This window comes from Novosphingobium sp. FG90 (assembly GCF_057808725.1).
On sequence record NZ_JBMDIO010000007.1, the window covers coordinates 132,467 to 154,435 of the forward strand.

The following is a 21,969-nucleotide window of genomic DNA, read 5'->3' on the forward strand; positions in this document are numbered from 1 at the left end:
GATGACGCTGACTGCAGCCGATTTCCCCGTCGAACTTGCGCCCGGCACCTGGGACGCCCTGCGGGGCGACTTCCCGCTGCTGATCGACGGCAAGTTCGTATCGTCCGCCAGCGGTGCGTCGGGTGTCACGCATGACCCCGCGACCGGCGCCGCGCTTGCGGGCTTCGCGCTTGGCGATGCGGTGGATGTGGACCTTGCGGTCCGCGCGGCGCACAAGGCATTCGGCGGCCCGTGGGCGAAGCTTTCGCACTTCGAGCGCGCAAGGCTGCTGCGCAAGCTCGCCGACCTGTTCGAGGCCAACACGCAAGTGCTGGCCGAACTCGAGGTCATCGACAACGGCATGCCGATGTGGCTCGCCGGCCTGACCGCACGCAACAATGCCGAGCTGTTCCACTACTACGCCGGCTGGGCCGAGCGGATCGAGGGCACCACCACGACCCCGCCCGCGCATGTCCTCGCGGCGGGAGAGGCGCTGACCTACACCCTGCGCGAGCCGGTCGGCGTCGTCGGCCAGATCGTGCCGTGGAACGTGCCGCTCTCGATGGCGTGCCTCAAGCTGGCCCCGGCGCTGGCGGCGGGGTGCACCGTGGTCCTCAAGCCTGCCGAGGAGACGCCGCTCAGCGCCGTCGTGCTCGGTCGGCTGATCATGGAAGCGGGCTTCCCCGAAGGCGTCGTCAACATCGTCAACGGCGATGGCGCGACGGCGGGCGCGGCGCTGGTCAAGCATCCGCTGGTGTCCAAGATCGCGTTCACCGGATCGACCGAAGTGGGCAAGCTGATCGTGCGCGAATGCGCCGACGATCTCAAGAAGGTCAGCCTCGAACTGGGCGGCAAGTCGCCGGTAATCGTCTTCCCGGATGCGGACATGGCCAAGGCCGTGCCCGGCGTCTCGATGGCGACGTTCTTCCTGCAGGGCCAGAACTGCATGGCGGGCACGCGCATCTTCGTCCATGCCGACATCTATGACGAACTGCTCGAAGGCATGGCTGCGTTCGCCGGGTCGATGAAGATCGGTCACGGCCTGCATGCGGACACGATGATCGGCCCGCTGATCTCGGCCAAGCAGAAGGCCCGCGTCATGAGCTACGTGGAAGAGGCCAGGGAAGGCCCCGCGCGTGTCGTCGCGGGGGGCAAGGCCCCTGAAGGCCCGGGCCATTTCGTCGAGCCCACCATCGTCGCCGACACCACCCCCGACATGCGCGTGGTGCGCGAGGAGATCTTCGGCCCGGTCATGGCCGTCCAGCGCTTCGAGGGCGACGATCTCGACGCCATCGCTGCGATGGCGAACGACAGCGACTTTGGCCTGTCTGGCAGCGTCTGGACGCAGGACTTGTCCACCGCGCACAAGATGGCGGCGCGGGTGCGGTCGGGCCATGTGTCGGTCAACACCCACGGCGCGGTCGGCGCCAACATCCCGTTCGGGGGCTTCAAGCAGTCGGGCTGGGGGCGTGAATTCGGGCGCGAGGGGCTGGACCTCTATCTGGAGACCAAGGCCGTGACCGTGGCCCTGTGATGGAAAGTGCAGTGACTTATCTTCGCCGTCATGCGGGCCGCATCGTCTATCATCACGCAGACGGCCCGCAGGGGATCGAGGACTTCGGCATCGACGTGCGCGCCGATGGCCGCACGGTCCGCGCCTATTGCGAGATGGGCGACGGCGCCCTGACCCGCGACGCCTCGTGGAGCCTCGATGCCGATCTGCGCCCGGTCGAGGGTCAGGTGCGCGTCGTCCAGCACGGCAAGCTGACCGGTAGTTCCTGGTATTACTTCACGCCCGACACCACGCATTGCGAGTCGTTGACGGCGAACCTCGGGCGCACCAGCCAGACCTTGCCCGGACGGGTCGATTACCTCGGCCTGCATCCGCTCGTGGGCGACGGCGCCATCGCGCTTGCGCGCGGGACCGACGAGCCGGGGGCAGAGCGGATGATCCCGAGCGTCACCTGTTCCTACGACATCAACGGCGAAAGCTCGCTCGTCGCGCTGCCGATCACGATCGGCGTTACCTATTTCGGCAAGGAAGAACTGAACGTCCCGGCGGGCACGTTCACGGCCGACGTCTACGAACTGCGCTGGCAGCCGCACTGGCCGCCGGCGCGGCTGTGGGTGCACGGCGAGGATGCGGTGTTCCTGCGCCTGACCTGGGAGTTCTCGGGCCTCGACAGCCAGCTGGAGCGTTACTCGACGACAACCGGTGAGGATACGGCCTGGTTCGCGGCCTGACGTTGGAGCAAGTTTGAATCGCGGGGGCTTCGACAAGCTCAGCCTGAGCGGTGTTGAGAGCAGGTCTTCAAATTCCGCTCAGGCTGAGCTTGTCGAAGCCCCCGCCTAAAGACGGCCGCCGGCCCCGGCCTGCGCCGGGGCGACGCATGCCCTCAATGCCGCTCGATCGAGACGTGGCGCAGTTCATGCACCGGCGCGAGGCGGCGGCGCAGTTCGCCATGGTCGCGTGCCGAACTGGCCGAGATGATCGCGGCATGGGCATCCGGGCCGATGCGCCAGACGTGGAGGTCGGTGATGCGCGCGTCGCCGGGGCCTTCGATGGCTTCGCGCACTTCCTCCGCGACGTGGTCGTCGGTGCGGTCGAGCAGGATCGCGGCGGTGTCCTTCATCAGCGACCATGACCAGCGCGCAATGACGACCGCGCCGACCACGCCCATCAGAGGGTCGAGGAAGGTCCAGCCCAGATAGCGCCCGGCCAGCAACGCGACGATCGCCATGACCGAGGTGAGCGCATCGGCCAGCACGTGCAGGTAGGCCGAGCGCAGGTTGTTGTCGTTGTGCGCGTGCCCGTGATGATGCTTGTGATCATGACCGTGGTCATGGTGGTGTCCATGCCCATGGTGGTGATGATCGCCCGACAGCAGCAGGGCGCTGACGATGTTCACGATCAGGCCGATCACCGCGACGATGGTGGCGTCCCCGAACGCCACCGGGCCGGGGTTGAGCAGGCGCTCCACCGATTCCACCCCGATCCCCACCGCGAACAGCGCCAGCACCAGCGCCGAGGCGAAGCCCGCGAGGTCACCGACCTTGCCCGTCCCGAAGCTGAAGGCCGGATTTCGGCGGTGCCTGCGGGCATAGCGATAGGCCAGCGCGGCGACGCCGAGCGCTCCGGCATGGGTCGCCATGTGGAACCCGTCGGCGAGCAGGGCCATCGATCCCGTGGCATATCCGGCGACGATCTCGCCCACCATCATGACGGCGGTGAGCACGACGACCCACTGCGTGCGGCGGGCGTTGGCGTCGTGCGAGGCGCCGAGGAAATCGTGATCGTGAACGGATGGGTGAGGCAGGGAAGCCATGGGAAATGCGGTCTTTCTACTTCGCGTAACGGCGGATGGCGGCGATCACGGCCTGTACGCCGTCCTCGCGCTCGGCATCGGAGAGGTCGGGCGCGGAGACGTGGGTGCGCAGGTGGTCCTCGATCAGTTCGTCGATGAAACCGTTGACCGCGCCGCGCACCGCCGCGCTCTGCAACAGCACTTTCGCGCAGTCCTCCCCCTCGACGAGCGAACGCTCGACCGCCTGCAACTGCCCGACCATGCGACGTATCCGCATGATGAGCGCCTGATTGTCCTTGCCGAGATGTGCCATACCTATACCCCCTTAGGGTATAAGCGGCGAAGCCGCAAGGTTTGACCCGCCCGGGCGGTCCCGATACGGGAACAAAGTCGAGGGCCGTTCATTTCAAAAGCCCGCGCCGACGCTCCGTTTCGCTTCGGGAGCGTCGCCCATCCGCCGGTTCGGGTCGCCATCCGCAGCCGGCGCCACAGACGCAGGATCACGAGCACGCGATGAGCGTAATCACCACTATCGCCGCAGCGGCAGCTGCCCCCGCCGCCACTCCGGCTCCCGCAAAGTCCCCCATTCCCGACGTGTCCGTGCAGGTCCGCGACTTGTCGAATTCGACCTTCGCGTGGTTCCAGACCTACTGGCTGCAGATCATCATCGCGGTGGCCATCGCCGTCGCCATCGTCTCGGCGCTCTACGCGCTGCGGCGGCTCGGCGCGCGGCTGTGCCGGGAAGAGCGCGGGCGCGGCGACTGGCTCACCATAGTCGGCCGGGTGATCACCAAGACGACCAACTATTTCATCATCATGGTCGCGATCCGCGCGGTCGACGGCTACGCGCAGACGCCGCCGATGCTCGATAATCTGGTGACCTTCTTCTTCACCCTCGCCGCCGTCCTGCAAGGCGCGATCTGGGCGCGCGAGTTCATCCTCGGCGCGATCGAGCACAAGACTTCGGCCGAGCACTTCAAGGGCGAGGCGATCATCAACGCCATGGGCCTCATCCGCCTGCTGGTGAGCGTGGTGGTCTTCGCGGTGGCCGCCGTGGTGTTGCTCGACAACATCGGCGTCAACGTCACCGGCCTCGTCGCGGGCCTGGGCGTCGGCGGCATCGCTATCGGTCTGGCCGCGCAAGGCATCTTCGCCGACCTCTTCGCAGCGCTGGCGATCATCTTCGACCGCCCCTTCAGCAAGGGCGACCAGATCAGCTTCGGCACCAGTTCGGGCGTGATCGAGGCGATAGGCCTCAAATCCACGCGCATCCGCGCCTATACCGGCGAACTGCGGATCATCGCCAACAAGAACCTGCTCGACAAGGAGATCCTGAACGTCAGCGGGCGCGACCACATCCGCCTGCCGTTCACCATCGGCGTCGCCTACGAGACCCCGCCGGAGACGCTGGCGCGCATTCCGGGCATCCTGACCGAACTTGTCGAGGCGGAAGGCGGCAAGGCATCGCGCGCCGGTTTCGAGAGCTTCGGCGCCAGTTCGCTCGATTTCAGCCTGCTGGTGGACGTGCCCGGCAAGGACTGGGGCATCGCCCATCCCTTGCGCGACCGGTTGATGGTGGCGATCGTCAAGCGGTTCGCGCAGGAGGGAATTTCGATCCCCTATCCCACGCAGACGACCTTCACCGCCGCGCCCGACGGCACGATCATCATGCCCTATCCCGAAAAGGCGATCTGACGACGATGGCAGGGCGCTGTACGCCTTTCGTCGAAACCCCGGATGCGTTTGCCGGGAGAATCGGCTAAACGCAGGCGGCAATGGAGCTTTCCCGCCATATAGCCGCCGACCCCCGCGAGCCCGAACTGGACAACGTGCTCGTCGAGACCCCCTTGCCCGAAGGCAGGGGGTGGCGCAGCTGGCCGCGTCGAGTTTTGGCGTGGCTGTGGCGGCTTCTGCCCTGGCACCGCTGGACGTGGAAGCAGCGCGTGGTCCGCACGTTCGCGGGGATTCTGGCGCTGTTCGTGCTGACCGTCGGCTATCTCGCGGTCACCGCGCCGCTGTCCAAGTCATTGCAGCCGATCGCGCCGCCGGAAATCACGCTGCTCGCCGCCGACGGTACGCCGATCGCCCGCAACGGCGCGGTTACCGACGATCCGGTCAAGGTGAAGGACCTGCCGCCGCACGTCGTGCAGGCGTTCCTGGCGATCGAGGACCGGCGCTTCTACTCGCACTGGGGCATCGACCCGCGCGGCATTGCCCGCGCCGCGCTCAGCAACGTGACCGGCGGGAATACGCAGGGCGGCTCCACGATCACGCAGCAGCTGGCCAAGTTCACGTTCCTGAGTTCGGAGCGCAGCCTGACGCGCAAGGCGCGCGAGATGCTGATCGCGTTCTGGCTGGAAGCCTGGCTGACCAAGGATGAAATTCTCGAACGCTACCTTTCGAACGCCTACTTCGGGGACAACACCTACGGCATCCGCGCGGCCTCGCTGCACTACTTCCATCGCCAGCCCGAGAAGCTGACCGAGGGGCAGGCGGCGCTGCTGGCGGGGCTGATGAAGGCTCCCTCGCGCCTGGCGCCGACCAACAACTTCGCCGCGTCCGAAAAGCGCATGCGAGTGGTGCTGCAGGCCATGGCCGATGCCGGATACATGACGCCGCAGCACGCGAAGGCGGTTTCCACGCCCCGTCTCGACGTGCGTAACCGGGCCGAGCTTCCGACCGGCACTTACTTCGCCGACTGGGCGCTGCCGCAGGCGCGCCAGCTCGAAGCGGCGGGCCACGCCGAGTCCTATCGCACGACGCTGGATTCGCGCCTGCAAGCCGCCGCGCACCGCGCCACCCGGCAAGTCCCCGCAGGCACGCAGGTCGCGCTCGTGGCCATGCGGCGCAACGGAGAGGTCGTCGCCATGGTCGGCGGGCGGGACTATTCGCAAAGCCCGTTCAACCGCGTCACGCAGGCGCGCCGCCAGCCGGGCTCGACGTTCAAGCTGTTCGTCTATCTCGCCGCGATCAAATCCGGCATGAGCCCCGAGGACACGATCCCCAATACCCCGATCGAGACCGGCTCCTATCGCCCGCAGAACGCCGGCGGGGCCTATTCGCCGACGATCACGCTGGAGGACGCCTTCGCGCGCTCCAGCAACGTCGCGGCGGTGCGGCTGTTCAACAAGGTCGGTGACGAGTCGGTGATCGACATGGCGCGGCGGCTCGGCGTGTCTTCGCCGCTGCCGATGGGCGATCCCAGCCTGGCGCTCGGCACCGCGACGATGACGCTGCTGGAACTCACGTCCGCCTATGCGGGTGTCGCCGCCAACAGTTTCCCGGTCGAGCCGCGCGCCTTCCCGGTGCCGGAAGCGGGCTTGTTCGACTGGTTGCTCGACGGCAAGCGCTCGCTGTCGAAGCATGATCACGAGGCGATCGAGGGCATGCTGCGCGCCACCGTCAATCGCGGCACCGGCCGCGCGGCGATGCTGCAGGCGCCGAACTTCGGCAAGACCGGCACCAGTCAGGAGAACCGCGATGCGCTCTTCGTGGGCTATTCGGGCGATCTCGTCGTCGGCGTCTGGGTCGGCAAGGATGATAATTCGCCGCTGAACGGGGTCTCCGGCGGCACCGTCCCAGCGCGCATCTGGCGCGACTTCATGCGCGAGGCATTGGGCGAGAAGGCCACGCCGCCGCCGCGCAAGGCTGCCGATCCGGACGGCCCGGTCCAGCCGCTCGACGTGCCGGACCTCGGCGACATTCCGGTAGGCGACGACAACCACATCCGCATCGAGAACGGACAGGCGGTGTTGAGCACCAAGGTCGAAGGGGTGCCGCTCGACGTGACGCTGGACGGGCAGGGCCTGCGCATCGAGCCGAGCGGCAGCGCCTCACCCGCACCGAGATCATCGGTCGCGCCGAGTCCTTCGGGCGCGCCGTGACAGTTCGTCGTCCCGGACTTGATCCGGGACCGGTGGCTGTCTTTAGGCGAGTTCTGTCGGCAAGGTGCTGCTCCCGTAAGTGGGCTGGTCACGGCCAGCGGTCCCGGATCAAGTCCGGGACGACGTCCCTGCCGTCATCACACCGGGATTTTAGTCCGGTACACCACCGGCCTTAGTGCAAAGCTGGTGGTGACTTGCGAGACGCCCTCGATCCGCGTCAGCCTGTTGCGCAGGAAATCCTCGAAAGTGCCCAGCGAAGGCACCAGCAGCCGCAACTGATAGTCCGCCTCCCCGGTCATCAGGTAGCATTCCATGACCTCGGGAAACTGCATGATCGCGGTTTCGAAGGCTTCCAGGTGGCGGTCATCCTGCTGATCGAGCCGCACGCGGACGAAGGCGGTGACGCCAAGACCTACCGTCTCGGGATCGACCAGCGCGACGTAGCGGGTGATCACGCCTTCGCCTTCCAGCTGTTTGAGGCGGCGCAGGCAGGGGGAGGGGGACAGGCCGACCCGCTCCGACAATTCCTGATTGGTGATGCGTCCGTCGGACTGCAGTTCGACGAGAATCCGGCGGTCGATCGAGTCCAGCGGTGATGGCATGATTATGGCGTCCATTGTGGAATTGTCGGCAGGTTCTGCCAATGGATATGCGCTGAGAGGCCGAACACGCAAGGACATGCGCAGCCCGCCGAGCGTATCCTGCCGCGATGGCGCTCGAGCGCCATTCAGGGAGCATGAGCAGATGGCCGACACGATCACCCAGACCCGCGCCGACCTTGTCGCGACGCTGGAGGCGCTGGAAAAGCGGCTGCTATGGCTCTCGGCATGGACGATCCACAACGCCAACCACCTGCGGCCCAAGCGCGATGGCCTGAAGGTCGGCGGGCATCAGGCCAGCTGCGCCTCGATGACGGCGATCATGTCCGCGCTCTACTTCCATGCGCTGCGCCCGCAGGACAAGGTGGCGGTGAAGCCGCACGCGGGGCCGGTGCTCCACGCGATCCACTACCTGCTGGGCGAGCAGACGCGCGAGAAGCTGGAGCGCTTTCGCGGCCTCGGCGGCGTGCAGAGCTATCCCTCGCGCACCAAGGACACGATCCCAGTCGACTTCTCGACCGGCTCTGTCGGCCTCGGCGTCGCGGTGACGGCGTTCTCCAGTCTGGTGCAGGACTATCTCGTCGCGCATGGGCAGGTCCGCGAGGAAGACGCAGGGCGCATGATCGCGCTGATGGGCGATGCCGAACTCGACGAGGGCAACATCTACGAATGCCTCATCGAAGGCTACAAGCACGACCTGCGCAACTGCTGGTGGGTGGTGGATTACAACCGCCAGTCGCTCGACAGCACGACGGCGGATCGTATGTTCCGCCGCTTCGACGACATCTTCGAAACCTGCGGCTGGCGCGTCGTCACGCTCAAGTACGGCAAGCTGCAGCGCGAGGCGTTCCAGCGGCCCGGCGGCAAGGCGATCGAGGAATGGATCGACCAGTGCCCCAATGCCGACTTCGCGGTGCTGACCTATCAGGGCGGCGCGGCCTGGCGGGCGCGGCTGATGGCCGACATCGGCGGCAAGGCGCAAGTACGCAAGCTGCTGGACAGCTACGACGACGATGCGCTGGCGGCGCTGATGACCAACCTCGGCGGCCACTGCATCGAAAGCCTGATCGATGCCTTCGATGCCTGCGACGATGACCGGCCGACGCTGTTCATCGCCTATACCGTCAAGGGCCATGGCCTGCCGCTGGCGGGGCACAAGGACAACCATTCGGGCATGATGAACCCGCCCCAGATGGAGCAGTTCCGCACCCTGATGGGCGTGCCGGAAGGGCAGGAGTGGGAACCCTGGGGCGGCCTTGGCGACAATGCCGCCGCCGCACTCGACGCCTTCGTCAAGGCCAGCCCGATCGCCCGCAAGCCCGCCGAGCCGCTGGCGCCTGCCGTCGCCGTGCCGGTGCTGCCGGCGCCCGAAGGCGCGGAGCAATCGACGCAGGCCGCCTTCGGCCGCATCCTCCTCGACATCGCCAAGTCGGGCGAGGAACTGGCCGACCGCATCGTCACCACCGCGCCCGACGTCACGCAGACCACCAACCTCGGCGGCTTCGTCAACCAGCGCGGACTGTTCCGGCGGCAGGAACTGGCCGACGTGTTCCAGAAGGCGAAGATTCCATCGGCGCAGAAGTGGTCGGCGCACGGGGCGGGCCAGCACATCGAACTGGGCATCGCCGAGAACAACTTCTTCATCATGCTCGCCTCGCTGGGGCTGGCGGGTCCGCACTTCGGCACGCGGCTGCTGCCGGTGGGGACGGTCTACGATCCGTTCATCTCGCGCGGGCTCGATGCGCTGAACTATGGCTGCTATCAGGACTCGCGGTTCCTGCTGGTGGGCACGCCCTCGGGCCTGACGCTGGCGGCGGAGGGCGGCGCGCACCAGTCGATCAACACCCCGCTGATCGGCATGGGCCAGCCCGGCCTCACCGCCTTCGACCCGGCCTTCGCCGACGAACTGGCGCTCATCATGGGCTGGTCGTTCGACCACATGCAGCGCGAGGACGGCGGCTCGGTCTACTTGCGCCTCTCGACCCGCGCGATCCCGCAGGTGGAGCGTGAGGATGACGACTGGCAGGCCGATGCGCTGAAGGGCGGATACTGGCTGAAGAAGCCGGGGCCGAGCGCGCAGGCGGCGATCGCCTTCTCCGGCGTCGTGGCGCCCGAGGCGCTGGCGGCGTGGGAGCAACTGGCGGAGGATCTGCCGGGTATCGGCCTGCTCAACGTGACTTCGCCGGACCTGCTCCATCGCGGCTGGTCGGCGCGGCGGGCGGCGCGCTGGAACGGGCAGAAGCAGGTGCCGAGCCATGCCGAAACCTTGCTGGGCGCGCTGGCGCCGGGGGCGGGGCTGGTGACGGTGCTCGACGGCTCGCCGGGGGCGCTGTCGTGGCTGGGCGGGGTCAAGGGCATGCGCGTCAGCCCGCTCGGCACCGACCGCTTCGGGCAGACGGGGGACCTCTACGATCTCTACCGGACTTATCGTCTCGACGCCGATGCCATCATCGACGCCGCCGCCGAACTTTTCCTGGAGGATTGAGCGCTTTCGGCGCGAGATCGACCCACTCTGCCGTCATTGCGAGCGAAGCGAAGCAATCCAGGGATCTCTACGCCGCCCTGGATTCCTTCGCTTCGCTCGCAATGACGATCCGATGTGAGATTCCCAGGCTCTAGCGGCGAGGAGGCGCGGTCGATCCCCTCGTCACGAGGGTGCAGTCGAAGGTCTTCTTGCCGACTTCGCTGGTCTTGCGAAAGTCGAGGAGCAGCCGCACGGCTTCCTCGGCCATTTCGAAGATCGGCTGGCGCATCGTCGTCAGTTCCGGCCAGACGCTGCGGGCGATCCAGCTGTCGTCGAAGCCGACGACCGAAAGGTCGTCGGGAATCTTGACGCCCAGCTGGGCGGCGGCGGCGAAGACACCGGCGGCCATGTCGTCGTTCTCCGCGAAGATCGCGGTCGGCGGCTCGGGCGCGCGCATGATCTGCAGCCCGGCCCCGATCCCGGAGGAGAACGTGAACTCTCCGGTGGCGGTGACGATGTCGGACGGGGCGTGGCCACGTTCCTCCAGCGCGGCGACGAAAGCTTCGCGCCGCCAGTGGCTCGCGCCATGCGTCGCGGGTCCGTCGATGAGGCCGAACCTGCGGTGGCCGAGGCCCCAGAGGTGGCGGACGAGGTCATGCACTGCCGCCGCGTCGTTCGAGCGGACGCTGGCGATTTCGGGATTGTCGCGGATCGGGGCGAGCAGGACGTAAGGCAGCTTGCGCGCGTCGAGGGCAGCGATAACGGCCTCGTTGTCGCAGGCGGGCGGAGTGACGACCATGCCGTCGAGGCGGGCGCTGCGCAGCAGGTCGTCCATGACCTCGCGGATGTCGCCAGCGGAGGTATCGACGCTTTCGATGACGAGCTGGAAGCCGGCGGCGCGGCAGGCCGCGTAGGCGCCGTTGAGGATCTGCAGCGTGTAGCCCGGGCTCGGGTTGTCGAACAGGATGCCGAGGAAGAACGAGCGCCCGGCCGCCAGCGCACGCGCGGCGAAGTTGGGGCGGTAACCCAGTTCGGCGACGGCCTTGTCGACCTTGGCCTTTAGGTCGGGGCGGACGCTCGCTTCGTTGTTGATGACCCGGGAGACGCTTTTCATCGAGACGCCCGCCTGGCGGGCGACGTCCATGATGGTGACTTTTTTCATTTCCCCCGGTGTGTCCTCAGATTGGCCTTGTGCAACGTCTCTGTTCCACCAAGCCCGCCCGAATGCAAGGCAATCGCCATCATGCGGGAGACGGGCCGGTCGTGAAGACAGCGTTGTATCAGGAAACCCTGTTAGCGGTCACGTTTTGCCCATAATTGCGAGTATCTTTTTTGATGACAGCGCTGTTTTTTGGAAATACATGTGCAGCCGATCAAACGTCAGGCTGCAATCTTCAAAGCGCGCTGGCAGAGCGGGAGGGGACAGTGAGAGAATTCCTTGCAGTCGCTTCGGCGCAAGTGCCGGGCGAACCCGTGGCGGCGCGGCCGGGCGGAGAACTTTGGGAGGGTTGATCCTCCCAGCAAGGCCGGTCGCACCCTCCTCCGCGACCGGCCTTGCAGAAACCTCCGCTTGATCTACGACCGCTCCCGACACGCAGCACCCCATACGCAGCACAAGGAATCCCCATTCATGGCGATGGCGCCGTCCACCCGCAGTGATCCGCAATTCGCCGAGGAAGTGCCCGGAGGCCACGTCGATGCGGCCGAACTGCGCTATTTCGTGATGGCGCTGTTCTTCATCTTCGGCGGCATCACCAGCCTGAACGACGTGATCATTCCCAAGCTCAAGGAACTGTTCACCCTCAGCTACACGCAGGCGATGCTGGTGCAGTTCTGCTTCTTCACGGCCTATGCGGTGATCGGCATTCCGGGCGCGATGCTGGTGCGCAAGGTCGGGTACATGCGCGGCGCGGCGGCAGGGCTGGTGATCATGATCGCGGGGTGCCTGGCCTTCATTCCGGCCTCGCAGACGGCGAGCTACTGGCTGTTCCTGGCCGCATACTTCGTGCTGGCGGCGGGCGTGGTGATCGTGCAGGTGGTGGCGAACCCGCTGATCAGCCTGCTGGGCAAGCCGGAAACCACCAGTTCGCGCCTGACGTTCGCGCAGGCTTTCAACTCGCTGGGCACCACGATCTTCCCGATCGCGGGGTCGGTGCTGATCCTCGGCAGTCTGGCCAAGGTCTCGGCCCATGACCTGACCGGAGAGGCGCTCGACGCCTATCGCCGCGCGGAAAGCGCCGCGATCGTGCACGGTTATCTCGGCATCGCGGTCGCGCTGGCGATCGTCGCGGGAGCCGTGTGGATGTTCCGCAATCGTCTCCCGGTCGAGAAGCACGGGGACGCCGGCGGTTTTGCGGGCTTCGACCTGCTGAAGCGTCCGCGCTTCGGCTACGGCGCGCTATGCATCTTCCTGTATGTCGGGGCGGAAGTGTCGATCGGATCGCTCATCGTCAGCTACCTGATGCAGGATCACGTCATGGCGCTGCCCGAGCAGTCGGCGGGCAAGTTGATCGGCCTCTACTGGGGCGGAGCGATGGTCGGCCGCTTCATCGGTTCGGCGGTGCTGCGCGTGCTGAACCCCGGCATCGTGCTGGCTTTCAATGCCTGCGCGGCGATAGCGCTGATCGCGCTTTCGGTGACGTCCAGCGGCCATGTCTCGGGCTATGCCCTGCTGGCGGTGGGGCTGATGAACTCGATCATGTTCCCGACCATCTTCAGCCTCGCCTGCGACAAGCTGGGCATGCGTGCGGCGGACGGGTCGGGCATCATCAACGTCGCGATCTGCGGCGGTGCGATCGTGCCGCTGGCGACCGGCGCGATCGCCGACGCGGCCGGGGGCAATCTCGGCGTGGCGCTGGTCCTCCCGGCGGTCTGCTACGCGGTTATCGCGGGCTTCGGCCTATTCGCGCGCAAGAGCGCCGCACAGGCGTAGGCCAACGCTGCCGCGATGCATCAATGGCCCGTCAGCCTTCGCTGGCGGGCCATTATCGTCCGTGGTATTATCCATGACGCACTCAAGAATGAGGCGACATGGAGAGAGGCTATGGACGGTCTGGAATCCGTATTTTGCGCCTGCGAATTCCGCATCTTGTGCGTTGCGGTGATGTGCACCGGCACGATCGCCGCTTTGACGGTCGCCTTACTGACCTGAAGCCGCTTCCGGGATCAGGCCGACCGGTGCTCCCATTTCGATGGTCCGGTCGTTGAGCGCCTTCAGGATGCGCAGAAACTCGCGCATGTCTTCAGTCGGAAGGGATGCAAAGAATTCCTCGGCGAATGCATCCCGGTAAGGCGCGACTTCCTGCACCACTGCCTCCCCTGCCGGCGTGAGGCTTATGCGCTTTGCGCGGCGATCGGTCGGATCGGGCGTGCGCATCGCCAGCCCGTCGCGTTCCAGTGCATCCACGGCCTCCGTCACCGTGCGCGGCGCCTGATTGAGGGTGTCGGCGATGTCGGTCGATCGGATCGGCCCGGCACGGTCCAGCAACATCAGCAGCTTGAGCTGCGCGAGCGATGTCCCCCGCTCGCGCACGCGATCGTTGAACAGGCGATGCATCCGCTGGTGCAGATCGCGCATCTCTTCGAGGATTTCGTGCTCGATGCTCATGACAGGAAATAGTGTGGGACCATATAAAATGGTGTTGCCATACATCGCGCTTAGGTGCAAGTGCGAGCGTGATCGCCGCTGCGATGCAGCAATAACGGTATGGATTTCGATTGATGGCTACGGATTTGAGCGAATCGCAGGGGCAGTCTGCCGCGAATCAGGGGCCGGAGCGCGTCCCTCCGTTCAAGCGGCCGGGTGTGCGCCGCGGCCTGCTGGCGGCGGGCGTTCTGGTGGTGATCGCAGGCGGCATCTGGCTGTTCCAGTACCAGATGTACGGCAAGTTCGAGCAGGACACCAACGACGCCTATATCCAGGCCGATGCGGTGACGATCTCTCCAAAGATTTCCGGTTATGTCGAGGAGGTGCTCGTCGGTGACAATCAGGACGTGAAGGCGGGCCAGCCTCTCGTCCGCATCGACCCGCGCGACTACGATGCGCAGGCGCAGCAATATCAGGCCCAGATCGATGTCGCCAAGGCCAATGCCGACAATGTGCGCGCCACGATCGGTGAGCAGGAAGCGGCTATCGCGCAGGCCCGCGCCCAGCTTGCTTCGGCCGAGCAGGACGCGCGCTTCGCCGCCGGGGAAGCGGCTCGCTACGCGCCGCTCGCCGCCAGCGGAGCAGAGACCGCCGAGCGCCTGTCCAGCCTGCGCAATCAGGCGGCGAAGGCCCGCGCCGTCGCGGATGCGCAGCGCGCCTCGCTGCTTTCGGCAGAGCGCCGGATCGCGGCGCTCAATGCGCAGGTCCGTCAGGCCGATGCGCAGGGCGAGGCGGCGCGCGCGCAGCTGGCCGCCGCACATGTCAATGTCGGCTCGACAGTGTTGAAGAGCAGCGTCGCGGGCCGGATCGGCGACCGCACGGTGCGCGCCGGGCAGTTCGTGCAGGCGGGCACGCGGCTGATGTCGGTCGTGCCGCTGTCCAAGCTCTACGTCACGGCCAACTTCAAGGAAACGCAGATTGGCCTGATGCGCCCGGGCCAGCCCGCGACGATCGAGGTCGATGCGCTGGACGGCACGAAGATCGCCGGGCACGTCGAAAGCATCTCTCCGGGCACCGGGGCGCAGTTCTCGCTGCTGCCGCCGCAGAATGCCACGGGCAACTTCACCAAGATCGTCCAGCGCGTACCGGTGCGCATCGCCATCGATGCAGGCTCCGAAGCGCGCCGCGTTCTCGTTCCGGGCCTTTCGGTCGTCGTCACTGTCGATACCATCTCGGCCAAGGGCGCGCAGCACGGCATTGCCGCTCAGGAAGAGGCACGCCGGGACGCCAAGCGGTGAGCGACGCGGTTCCCGCGCTTCAACCTGAAAAGCGCGCCGATGCGGCGGCCTGGCTCGCCGTGGCGGCGGGCACACTGGGCGCGCTCATGGCAACGCTCGACGTGTCGATCGTCAACAGCTCGCTGCCGACGATCCAGGGCGAAATCGGCGCCAGCGGCACTGAAGGCACGTGGATCGCGACGGCCTATCTGGTGGCGGAGATCATCGTCATCCCGCTTTCCGGCTGGCTCGAGCGGCTGCTGGGGCTGCGCACGCTGCTGCTGGTCGCCGCAACCCTGTTCACGCTGTTCTCGATCGCCTGCGGTCTTTCGACGACGCTGCCGATGATGATCGTCGGGCGGGTCGGGCAGGGCTTTACCGGCGGCGCGCTGATTCCCACGGCGATGACGATCGTGGCGACGCGGCTGCCGCGTGCGCAGCAGCCGGTCGGCAATGCCCTGTTCGGCGCGACGGCACTGCTGGGGCCGGTCGTCGGTCCGGTGCTCGGCGGCTGGCTGACCGAAAACGTGAGCTGGCATTACGCCTTCTTCCTCAACCTGCCGGTCGGCATCGCGCTGGTCACGCTGCTGCTCCTCGCCATCCCGCACCAGCCCGCCAAGCTGCACCTGATCCGCGAGGCGGACTGGCTGGGCATCCTCGGCCTCGCGCTGGGGCTCGGCGCGCTGACGGTGGTGCTGGAAGAGGGCGAGCGGGAACAATGGTTCGAATCCTCGCTGATCATCACGCTCTCGCTCATCTCGCTGCTCGGCTTCGCCTTGCTGGGGCTGGGGCAGGTCATCGCGCGCAAGCCCGTCATCCGGCTGAGCCTGCTGCTCAACCGGCAGTTCGGCAGCGTGGTGGCCATGGTCACCGTGGTCGGCATGGTGATCTACGGGACGTCCTACGCGATCCCGCAGTTCCTGGCGACGATCGCCGGATACAATTCGCTGCAGGCGGGGCAGGTGGTTATGCTCTCGGGCATTCCGGTCATGATGATGATGCCGATCACGCCCTGGCTGCTGCGCAACGTGGACATTCGCATTTCCGTGTGTCTCGGGCTGTGCATCCTCGCGCTCAGCGCCTGGCTGGAGACGGGCCTGACTGCCACGTCGGACAGCTCGGACTTCACCGACTCCCAGCTGCTGCGCGGGATGGGCACCGTGTTCTGCATGATGTTCCTGAATCAGGCGGCGATCCGCTCGGTGCCGCCCGAGCAGGCGGGCGATGCCTCGGGGCTCTATAATTCGGCCCGCAACCTTGGCGGTTCGTTCGCGCTGGCGGGGATCGCCATCATTCAGGACCAGCGACTGTGGCTGCACAGTCGCAGGCTTGAGGAGAGCCTCAACGCCAATTCGATCGCCGTGCAGGACTACGTTGCCGGACAGGGCAGCGGCGCGCTGCGCTCCATCGAGGCGACGATCCAGACACAGGCGTTGACGATGACCTACAGCGACATGTTCTGGATCATGTCGGTGGGCATCGTGTTCGTGATCCCGCTCGTACTTTTCCTGAGGCCGCTGCCCAAGAACGCGCCGCTGGCGTCCGGACATTGAGGAAGACCATGCGTTCCCAGATTTTGCTGCTTTCCCTCGCGACCGGCTTGCTGGCCGGTTGCACTGTCGGCCCCGACTATGCCGGGCCGCCCAAGGCGGTATCCGATGCAGGGGCAGGCTTCGTGCGTGCCGACGCGGGCACGACCAGCGCGCCGCCGGTCGCCGACTGGTGGAAGACCCTGGGCGATCCTCAGCTCGATGCGCTGATCGTCCGTGCTCTTGCTGAGAACACCGACATCCGCGCAGCCGAAGCGCGGCTGCGGCAGGCTCGCGCGGCGCTGGGCGAGCAGCGCGCGAACACCGCGCCCAAGGCGAGCGCTTCTGCGCTCTATGCCCACGCTCACATTCCCGGCGCGAACCTCGGATCGAGCGATAGCGGGGAGGAAGGCGGCAGTTCCAGCAGCGATCTCAACCTCTACAACCTCGGCTTCGACGCAAGCTGGGAGATCGACCTGTTCGGCGGCCAGCGCCGCACCGTCGAAGCCGCGCGCGCGCAGATGGAAGGCACCGAGGCCAGCCTTGCCGACGTGCAGGTCAGCATCTCGGCCAACGTCGCGCAGAGCTACCTGAACTTGCGCGATCGCCAGCAGCGCATCGCGCTGGGCCAGCAGTCGGTGGCGATGCAGACGGACATGCTGGCGCTCACCCGCCAGCGCTTTGATCGCGGCACGGCGACGGCGGCGGACGTCGCGCAGGCCGAGAGCCAGCTCGATGCCACGCGCGCCCGGATAGCCCCTCTGGCGGCGGAGCGTGACGCCTATCTCAATGCCCTGGCGGTGCTGACCGGGCAGCAGCCCGGCGCGGTCGATGCGGACTTGTCGGGAGCCGGTGAGGTACCCTTACCCCCCGCCTTGGTGCCGGTGGGTGACCCTGCGGCACTGCTTGCGCACCGCCCCGACATCCGCGCTGCAGAGCGCACGCTGGCCGCCGATACCGCGAAAATCGGGCAGGCCGAGGCCGCCCGCTTCCCGCGCCTGTCGTTCATGGGCCTCATCGGCATCGGCGGCACCAAGATCAGCGATCTTGGCAATCTCGACGATTTTGTCGCGGTCGGAGCGCCGCAGCTGAGCTGGAGTTTCCTCGATTTCGGCCGCACGAAGGCGAAAGTCGGGCAAGCCAGGGCGACCCGCGACGAGGCGGAGGCCCGCTACGACGGCACCGTGCTTTCAGCGCTGCAGGATGCGGAAGACGCCCTCGGACGGTTCCGCGAAGCCCGCGTGACGGTGGCCTCGCTGGCGCGCGTGCGGGACAAGGCGGCGCTGACCGAACGACTGGCGCAGAACCGCTATCAGGCGGGAACGGCGACGAAAATCGCCGCACTCAGCGCCCGCAACGACCTTAACCGCGCCGAGCAGGACCTTGTCTCCGCCCGCGCGGCGCTGACGGGCGACTATGTCGCGATCCAGAAGGCGCTTGGGTTTGCCTGGCGCTAACCGGGCCTGGTAATCGGGACGGGGATGACGGCGCGCCGGATCGGGCTTGCGCGCCGTATAGTCGGGTGCCTATCAGCGCGCGATGCGCATTGCTCTCTTCGAACCGGAAATCGCCGGAAACGTCGGCGCCGTCCTGCGGCTGTGTGCCTGCTTCGGCGCCGGGGTGGACCTCATCGAGCCGATGGGCTTCGCGTGGGATGACCGCCGGGTGCGTCGCACGGCGATGGACTATATCGATCACGTCAGCGTGACGCGCCATGCCGATTTCGCGGCATTCAAGAGCACCGTCGGGGCAAGCAGGCTGGTGCTGTTCACGACGAAGAGCAGCGAATCCGCCTACGAATTCGACTTCCGGCCGGATGACGTCCTGCTGTTCGGCAAGGAAAGCGCAGGGGTTCCCGAATTCGTCGCCGAGGCGTGCCAGGCCCGTGTACGCATTCCGATGCGCCCGCAGGTCCGTTCGATGAACCTCGCGACATCGGCGGCACTGGCACTCGGCGAAGGATTGCGGCAGACTTCGACGCTTCCATAACCCGGCCGATCAACAAAACTGCCGCGCTCGCTCAAGTGCCGCCCGGTGTCTGAGCTATAGTCGCAGCCATCACTACGGCCGGGACGCATGCAGGCAGACACCATCATTACCGGCGCGACGGTCATCACGATGGATGCCGGGCGCCGCGTCATCCGCGACGGTGCGGTGGCCTTTTCGGGGGACACCATCGTGGCGGTGGGTAAGGCTGCCGACCTTGCCGGGATCGCCGCACGCGAAGTGGTGGACGGTTCCGGATTCCTGCTGACGCCGGGCTTCGTCAATGCCCATGTCCACGTCACCGAGACGCTAATCCGGGGCTTTGTTCCCGGTGACCTGCCCTTCGACGAGACGCTCGGCCGGTGGGTGATCCCGCTCTACAAGGACCATTCGCCCGCCGAGCAGGCGGTGGCGGCCAGGCTCGCCGTCGCTGCGATGCTGCGCACCGGAACGACGACCTTCCTGGAGGCCGGAACGGTCATCGCCTTCGACGAAGTCATGGCCGCGATCGCCGAGACAGGGATTCGGGGGCGTGTCGGCCGCTGGACCGAGGACCGTGCCTGGGATCCTGCTGCCGACGCCGATGCGCTCACCCGCGATGCCTTCGCGGCGCTGGAGCGCGACCTCGCAGCCTATCCGCAGGACGGTCGCCGCATTGCCGCCTGGCCCAACCTCATCGGCCACATGACCGCGACCGACACCTTGTGGCGGCAGGTGACGGAACTCGCCCGGCGTACCGGCACCGGCGTTTCGGCGCACATGAGCCCGGTCGCAGGCGATTCCGAATGGTATCTTGCCGTGACCGGGAAGCGCGCGGTCGAGCATCTGGCCGATCTGGGCGTGCTCGGGCCGCATCTCAACCTCGTCCACATGGTCCACATCGATGCGCGCGAGGCGGAACTGGTCGCGGCGAGCGGAACCCGTGTCACGCATTGCCCCGACGCCGCCCTGCGCGGGGGCTATGGCGTGACGCGGCGCGGGCTGTTCCCGGAACTGGCGGCGGCGGGCGTCACGATTGCGCTCGGCACCGACGGGGCGGACAACCACGACATGATGCGTGTCATGGCGCTGATGGCCTCGCTGTTCCGCGATGCGCGCGAAGACCGCTCGCTGTTCCCTGCGCACGCTGCGCTGGAGATGGCGACGGTGAACGGCGCTAAAGTGCTCGGGCTGTCGGACAGCATCGGCGCTCTCGCACAAGGCATGAAGGCGGATATCGTCGCCCATGACATCCGGCGTCCGGAGTGGGTGCCGCTCAACAATCCGGTCGAGCAACTGGTCGCCTCGGCCGACGGGCGGGGTGTCCACTCGGTCTGGATCGATGGCGTGCGCGTGGTGCAGGACTATCGCTGCACCCTCATCGACGAGGATGCGCTGTGGGCCGAGGGGCAGGCGATGGCGCAGGCCGTGCTCGGCCGATCGGGATTGCCGCTGGTCAGTGAATGGCCGATCATCTGATGCAGGAAGGGACGGACAAGGTGGAATATTCGGCGATCACGGTGACCCCGCTCACACCCGGCATGGGCGGGGTGGTATCGGGCGTGGACCTTACGCAGCCGCTCTCCAATATCGAGGTGGAGGAACTGCACCGCGCGCTGGAGGACCGGCTGGTGATCTTCTTCCGGGACCAGCCGATCGACCACGCGGCGCACAAGCGCTTTGCCAACTATTTCGGCGGCATCCATATCGCGCCGAGCACGAAACCCTGGCAGGAGCCTGGCCACCCCGAAATCACGATCATGCACGCCGACGGGGATTCCACTTTCGTCGCGGGCGAGGACTGGCATTCGGACATGAGTTGCGACCCGGAGCCGCCGCTGGGCTCGGTGCTCTACCTGCATACGGTCCCGCCGGTAGGCGGGGATACCGCGTTCTCGAACATGTATGCCGCCTATGATGCCTTGTCAGACCGGATGAAGGCGCACCTGGAGGGACTGACGGCGGTGCATGACGCGGTGGTCGGCTTCGGCGGCATCACGCCCGAAGGGATGAAGCTGCCGCGCAGCAGCCATCCGGTGATCCGCACGCATCCGACTTCGGGGCGCAAGGCCATCTACGTCAACAAGGGGTACACGACCTACATCGAAGGCCTGCCGCGTGCCGAAAGCGACGCTCTGCTGGCCTACCTGTTCGACCATGTGAAGCACCCGCTGTTCCAGTGCCGCTTTTCATGGGCGCCGCATTCGATCGCGTTCTGGGACAACCGCTGCACGCAGCACTCGGCTACCTGGGATTATTTCCCGCAGGTCCGTTCCGGCTACCGCGTACAGATACTCGGCGATGTTCCCTTGGAATAAGGTACTGAATTAAAGTGAAATTATTACGCATTACGCCTACTGAGGATAACGTCGTCCTGTTCTAGAAGGAAAAACTGCTCGTAGTGCGCCGCTCGGCGACGAGGAAGGCATCCGACACGAGCCGCAGCGGGCGCACGTCGATGTCGCTGCGCCCTGCGGCGATCAGATCGGCGAAGCGGGCGTAGAGGCGCGGGTATTCCCGATCCGCCTCGGTTCGCTCGCCTTCGCCGGGCAGTTGGAGAATGCTGCCGCCCATGCCGAGCCTGAGAGTGCCGGCATCCGTATCGACCTCGATGGACCAGGTTTGTGGACCGGTCTGGAGGAAGTCGAACTCCGCCTGAACCGGCGCCGTGCCGCACCGCATGGCGATGCTCGCGGCCAGGGGTGAGGCGCGACCTGCGGGCACGTCCATGGTGCCGTGTTCAACGAAAAGCTCGTGGGGCAGGATTTCGGTCGCTATCGAAAGGGCGTTGATGCCGGGGTCGAAGACGCCGAAGCCGCCGGGGCCGAGAATCCATTCCTGCCCGGGGTGCCAACGACGGATATCCTCACGCCAGTCGATCCGCACTGCATCGATGCGCTTGTCGGCGAGCCATGCGCGGGCGGGCGCGACGCCTGCCGCCTCACGCGAGTGCCACGTGGCAAAAAGCGTCACATTCGCCGCCTGCGCAGCCCTTTCCAGCGCTGCGACGTGGGAGAGCGTCACTGCCGGCGGCTTTTCCAGCATGACATGGAGACCCGCCTCGATCGCCGTCAGTGCCTGCTCGTAGCGCCCCGCCGGCGGCGTGCACAGCGAAACCGCATCGAGCGGGCAGGCTGCGGCCATTTCGGCTCCGACCATTTCGGGAATGTCGTGGTAGCCGGTAACGCCCTCGACACCACCATGGCGGCTTGCGGTGGCGGCAAGGATGAAGCGCGGATCGGCGGCGATGGCGGGAAGGTGCTGGTCGCGGGCGATCTTGCCGATGCCTACCAGGCCCAGTCTGACAGTCTCCACATTAAATCCTTTTTATCATACTTAATGTGACGTAGGCGCAAGACTGCCGCGCGTCAACGCTCCCAC

18 protein-coding genes are annotated in these 21,969 nt (G+C 66.6%); 12 read left to right on the forward strand and 6 right to left on the reverse strand.

The window, feature by feature from the left end; genetic code table 11:
- Position 1 precedes the first annotated feature (1 nt).
- Positions 2-1,513 (forward strand): aldehyde dehydrogenase family protein, encoded by a 1,512-nt coding sequence (locus tag ACODRZ_RS08910; RefSeq protein ID WP_488970032.1) that lies wholly within the window; start codon positions 2-4, stop codon positions 1,511-1,513.
- A gap of 11 nt (positions 1,514-1,524) precedes the next feature.
- Positions 1,525-2,223 (forward strand): hypothetical protein, encoded by a 699-nt coding sequence (locus tag ACODRZ_RS08915; protein WP_488970031.1) that lies wholly within the window; start codon positions 1,525-1,527, stop codon positions 2,221-2,223.
- A 152-nt stretch (positions 2,224-2,375) separates the two neighbouring features.
- Here ACODRZ_RS08915 and dmeF read toward each other — a convergent pair whose 3' ends face one another.
- Positions 2,376-3,305 carry a CDF family Co(II)/Ni(II) efflux transporter DmeF gene (gene dmeF, locus ACODRZ_RS08920; RefSeq protein ID WP_488970030.1) on the reverse strand — a complete coding sequence of 310 codons (930 nt, stop codon included), beginning with the start codon at positions 3,303-3,305 and terminating at the stop codon, positions 2,376-2,378.
- 16 nt (positions 3,306-3,321) lie between these two features.
- The gene (locus ACODRZ_RS08925) at positions 3,322-3,597 is read right to left on the reverse strand and encodes a metal/formaldehyde-sensitive transcriptional repressor (protein ID WP_008832657.1); all 276 of its coding nucleotides are present in this window, start codon (positions 3,595-3,597) and stop codon (positions 3,322-3,324) included.
- Between the two features lie 200 nt (positions 3,598-3,797).
- On the opposite strand from ACODRZ_RS08925, the gene ACODRZ_RS08930 reads away from it, so the two are divergent.
- Entirely contained in the window at positions 3,798-4,979 is a 1,182-nt protein-coding gene (locus ACODRZ_RS08930; RefSeq protein ID WP_488970029.1) for a mechanosensitive ion channel family protein, read from the forward strand.
- Between the two features lie 80 nt (positions 4,980-5,059).
- Positions 5,060-7,168, forward strand: coding sequence for a transglycosylase domain-containing protein (locus ACODRZ_RS08935; RefSeq protein ID WP_488970028.1), 2,109 nt, complete (start codon positions 5,060-5,062; stop codon positions 7,166-7,168).
- Positions 7,169-7,305: 137 nt separating this feature from the next.
- Here ACODRZ_RS08935 and ACODRZ_RS08940 read toward each other — a convergent pair whose 3' ends face one another.
- Entirely contained in the window at positions 7,306-7,770 is a 465-nt protein-coding gene (locus ACODRZ_RS08940; protein ID WP_488970027.1) for an Lrp/AsnC family transcriptional regulator, read from the reverse strand.
- A 142-nt stretch (positions 7,771-7,912) separates the two neighbouring features.
- Here ACODRZ_RS08940 and ACODRZ_RS08945 point away from each other — a divergent pair, with 142 nt between their 5' ends.
- Complete coding sequence (locus tag ACODRZ_RS08945) at positions 7,913-10,252, forward strand: transketolase (protein WP_488970026.1); 2,340 nt, start codon at positions 7,913-7,915, stop codon at positions 10,250-10,252.
- A 130-nt stretch (positions 10,253-10,382) separates the two neighbouring features.
- Here the strand turns inward: ACODRZ_RS08945 and ACODRZ_RS08950 are convergent, their stop codons facing one another.
- Entirely contained in the window at positions 10,383-11,393 is a 1,011-nt protein-coding gene (locus ACODRZ_RS08950) for a LacI family DNA-binding transcriptional regulator (protein WP_488970025.1), read from the reverse strand.
- Positions 11,394-11,861: 468 nt separating this feature from the next.
- Between ACODRZ_RS08950 and ACODRZ_RS08955 the strand changes: the two genes are divergently transcribed.
- Positions 11,862-13,163 (forward strand): sugar MFS transporter, encoded by a 1,302-nt coding sequence (locus ACODRZ_RS08955; RefSeq protein ID WP_488970024.1) that lies wholly within the window; start codon positions 11,862-11,864, stop codon positions 13,161-13,163.
- Positions 13,164-13,370: 207 nt separating this feature from the next.
- Here the strand turns inward: ACODRZ_RS08955 and ACODRZ_RS08960 are convergent, their stop codons facing one another.
- Entirely contained in the window at positions 13,371-13,883 is a 513-nt protein-coding gene (locus ACODRZ_RS08960; RefSeq protein WP_488970023.1) for a MarR family winged helix-turn-helix transcriptional regulator, read from the reverse strand.
- A gap of 68 nt (positions 13,884-13,951) precedes the next feature.
- Here ACODRZ_RS08960 and ACODRZ_RS08965 point away from each other — a divergent pair, with 68 nt between their 5' ends.
- From ACODRZ_RS08965 to ACODRZ_RS08990, 6 genes are all read left to right on the forward strand, one after another.
- Complete coding sequence (locus ACODRZ_RS08965; protein WP_488970022.1) at positions 13,952-15,115, forward strand: HlyD family secretion protein; 1,164 nt, start codon at positions 13,952-13,954, stop codon at positions 15,113-15,115.
- Positions 15,112-16,647, forward strand: a complete 1,536-nt coding sequence (locus ACODRZ_RS08970) for an MDR family MFS transporter (protein ID WP_488970021.1) — start codon at positions 15,112-15,114, stop codon at positions 16,645-16,647. The genes ACODRZ_RS08965 and ACODRZ_RS08970 overlap by 4 nt, the downstream gene beginning before the upstream one ends.
- Before the next feature lie 8 nt (positions 16,648-16,655).
- Positions 16,656-18,080, forward strand: a complete 1,425-nt coding sequence (locus tag ACODRZ_RS08975; protein ID WP_488970020.1) for an efflux transporter outer membrane subunit — start codon at positions 16,656-16,658, stop codon at positions 18,078-18,080.
- Between the two features lie 82 nt (positions 18,081-18,162).
- Positions 18,163-18,612 carry a tRNA (cytidine(34)-2'-O)-methyltransferase gene (locus tag ACODRZ_RS08980; RefSeq protein ID WP_488970019.1) on the forward strand — a complete coding sequence of 150 codons (450 nt, stop codon included), beginning with the start codon at positions 18,163-18,165 and terminating at the stop codon, positions 18,610-18,612.
- Between the two features lie 87 nt (positions 18,613-18,699).
- The gene (locus ACODRZ_RS08985; protein ID WP_488970018.1) at positions 18,700-20,067 is read left to right on the forward strand and encodes an amidohydrolase family protein; all 1,368 of its coding nucleotides are present in this window, start codon (positions 18,700-18,702) and stop codon (positions 20,065-20,067) included.
- A complete protein-coding gene (locus ACODRZ_RS08990; RefSeq protein ID WP_488970017.1) occupies positions 20,052-20,906 on the forward strand; it encodes a TauD/TfdA dioxygenase family protein in 855 nt (284 codons plus the stop codon). Before ACODRZ_RS08985 ends, ACODRZ_RS08990 begins: the two co-directional genes overlap by 16 nt.
- Before the next feature lie 61 nt (positions 20,907-20,967).
- On the opposite strand, the gene ACODRZ_RS08995 is transcribed toward ACODRZ_RS08990, so the two are convergent.
- On the reverse strand, positions 20,968-21,903 hold the full coding sequence (locus tag ACODRZ_RS08995) for a Gfo/Idh/MocA family protein (protein ID WP_488970016.1): 936 nt from the start codon (positions 21,901-21,903) through the stop codon (positions 20,968-20,970).
- Positions 21,904-21,969 lie beyond the last annotated feature (66 nt).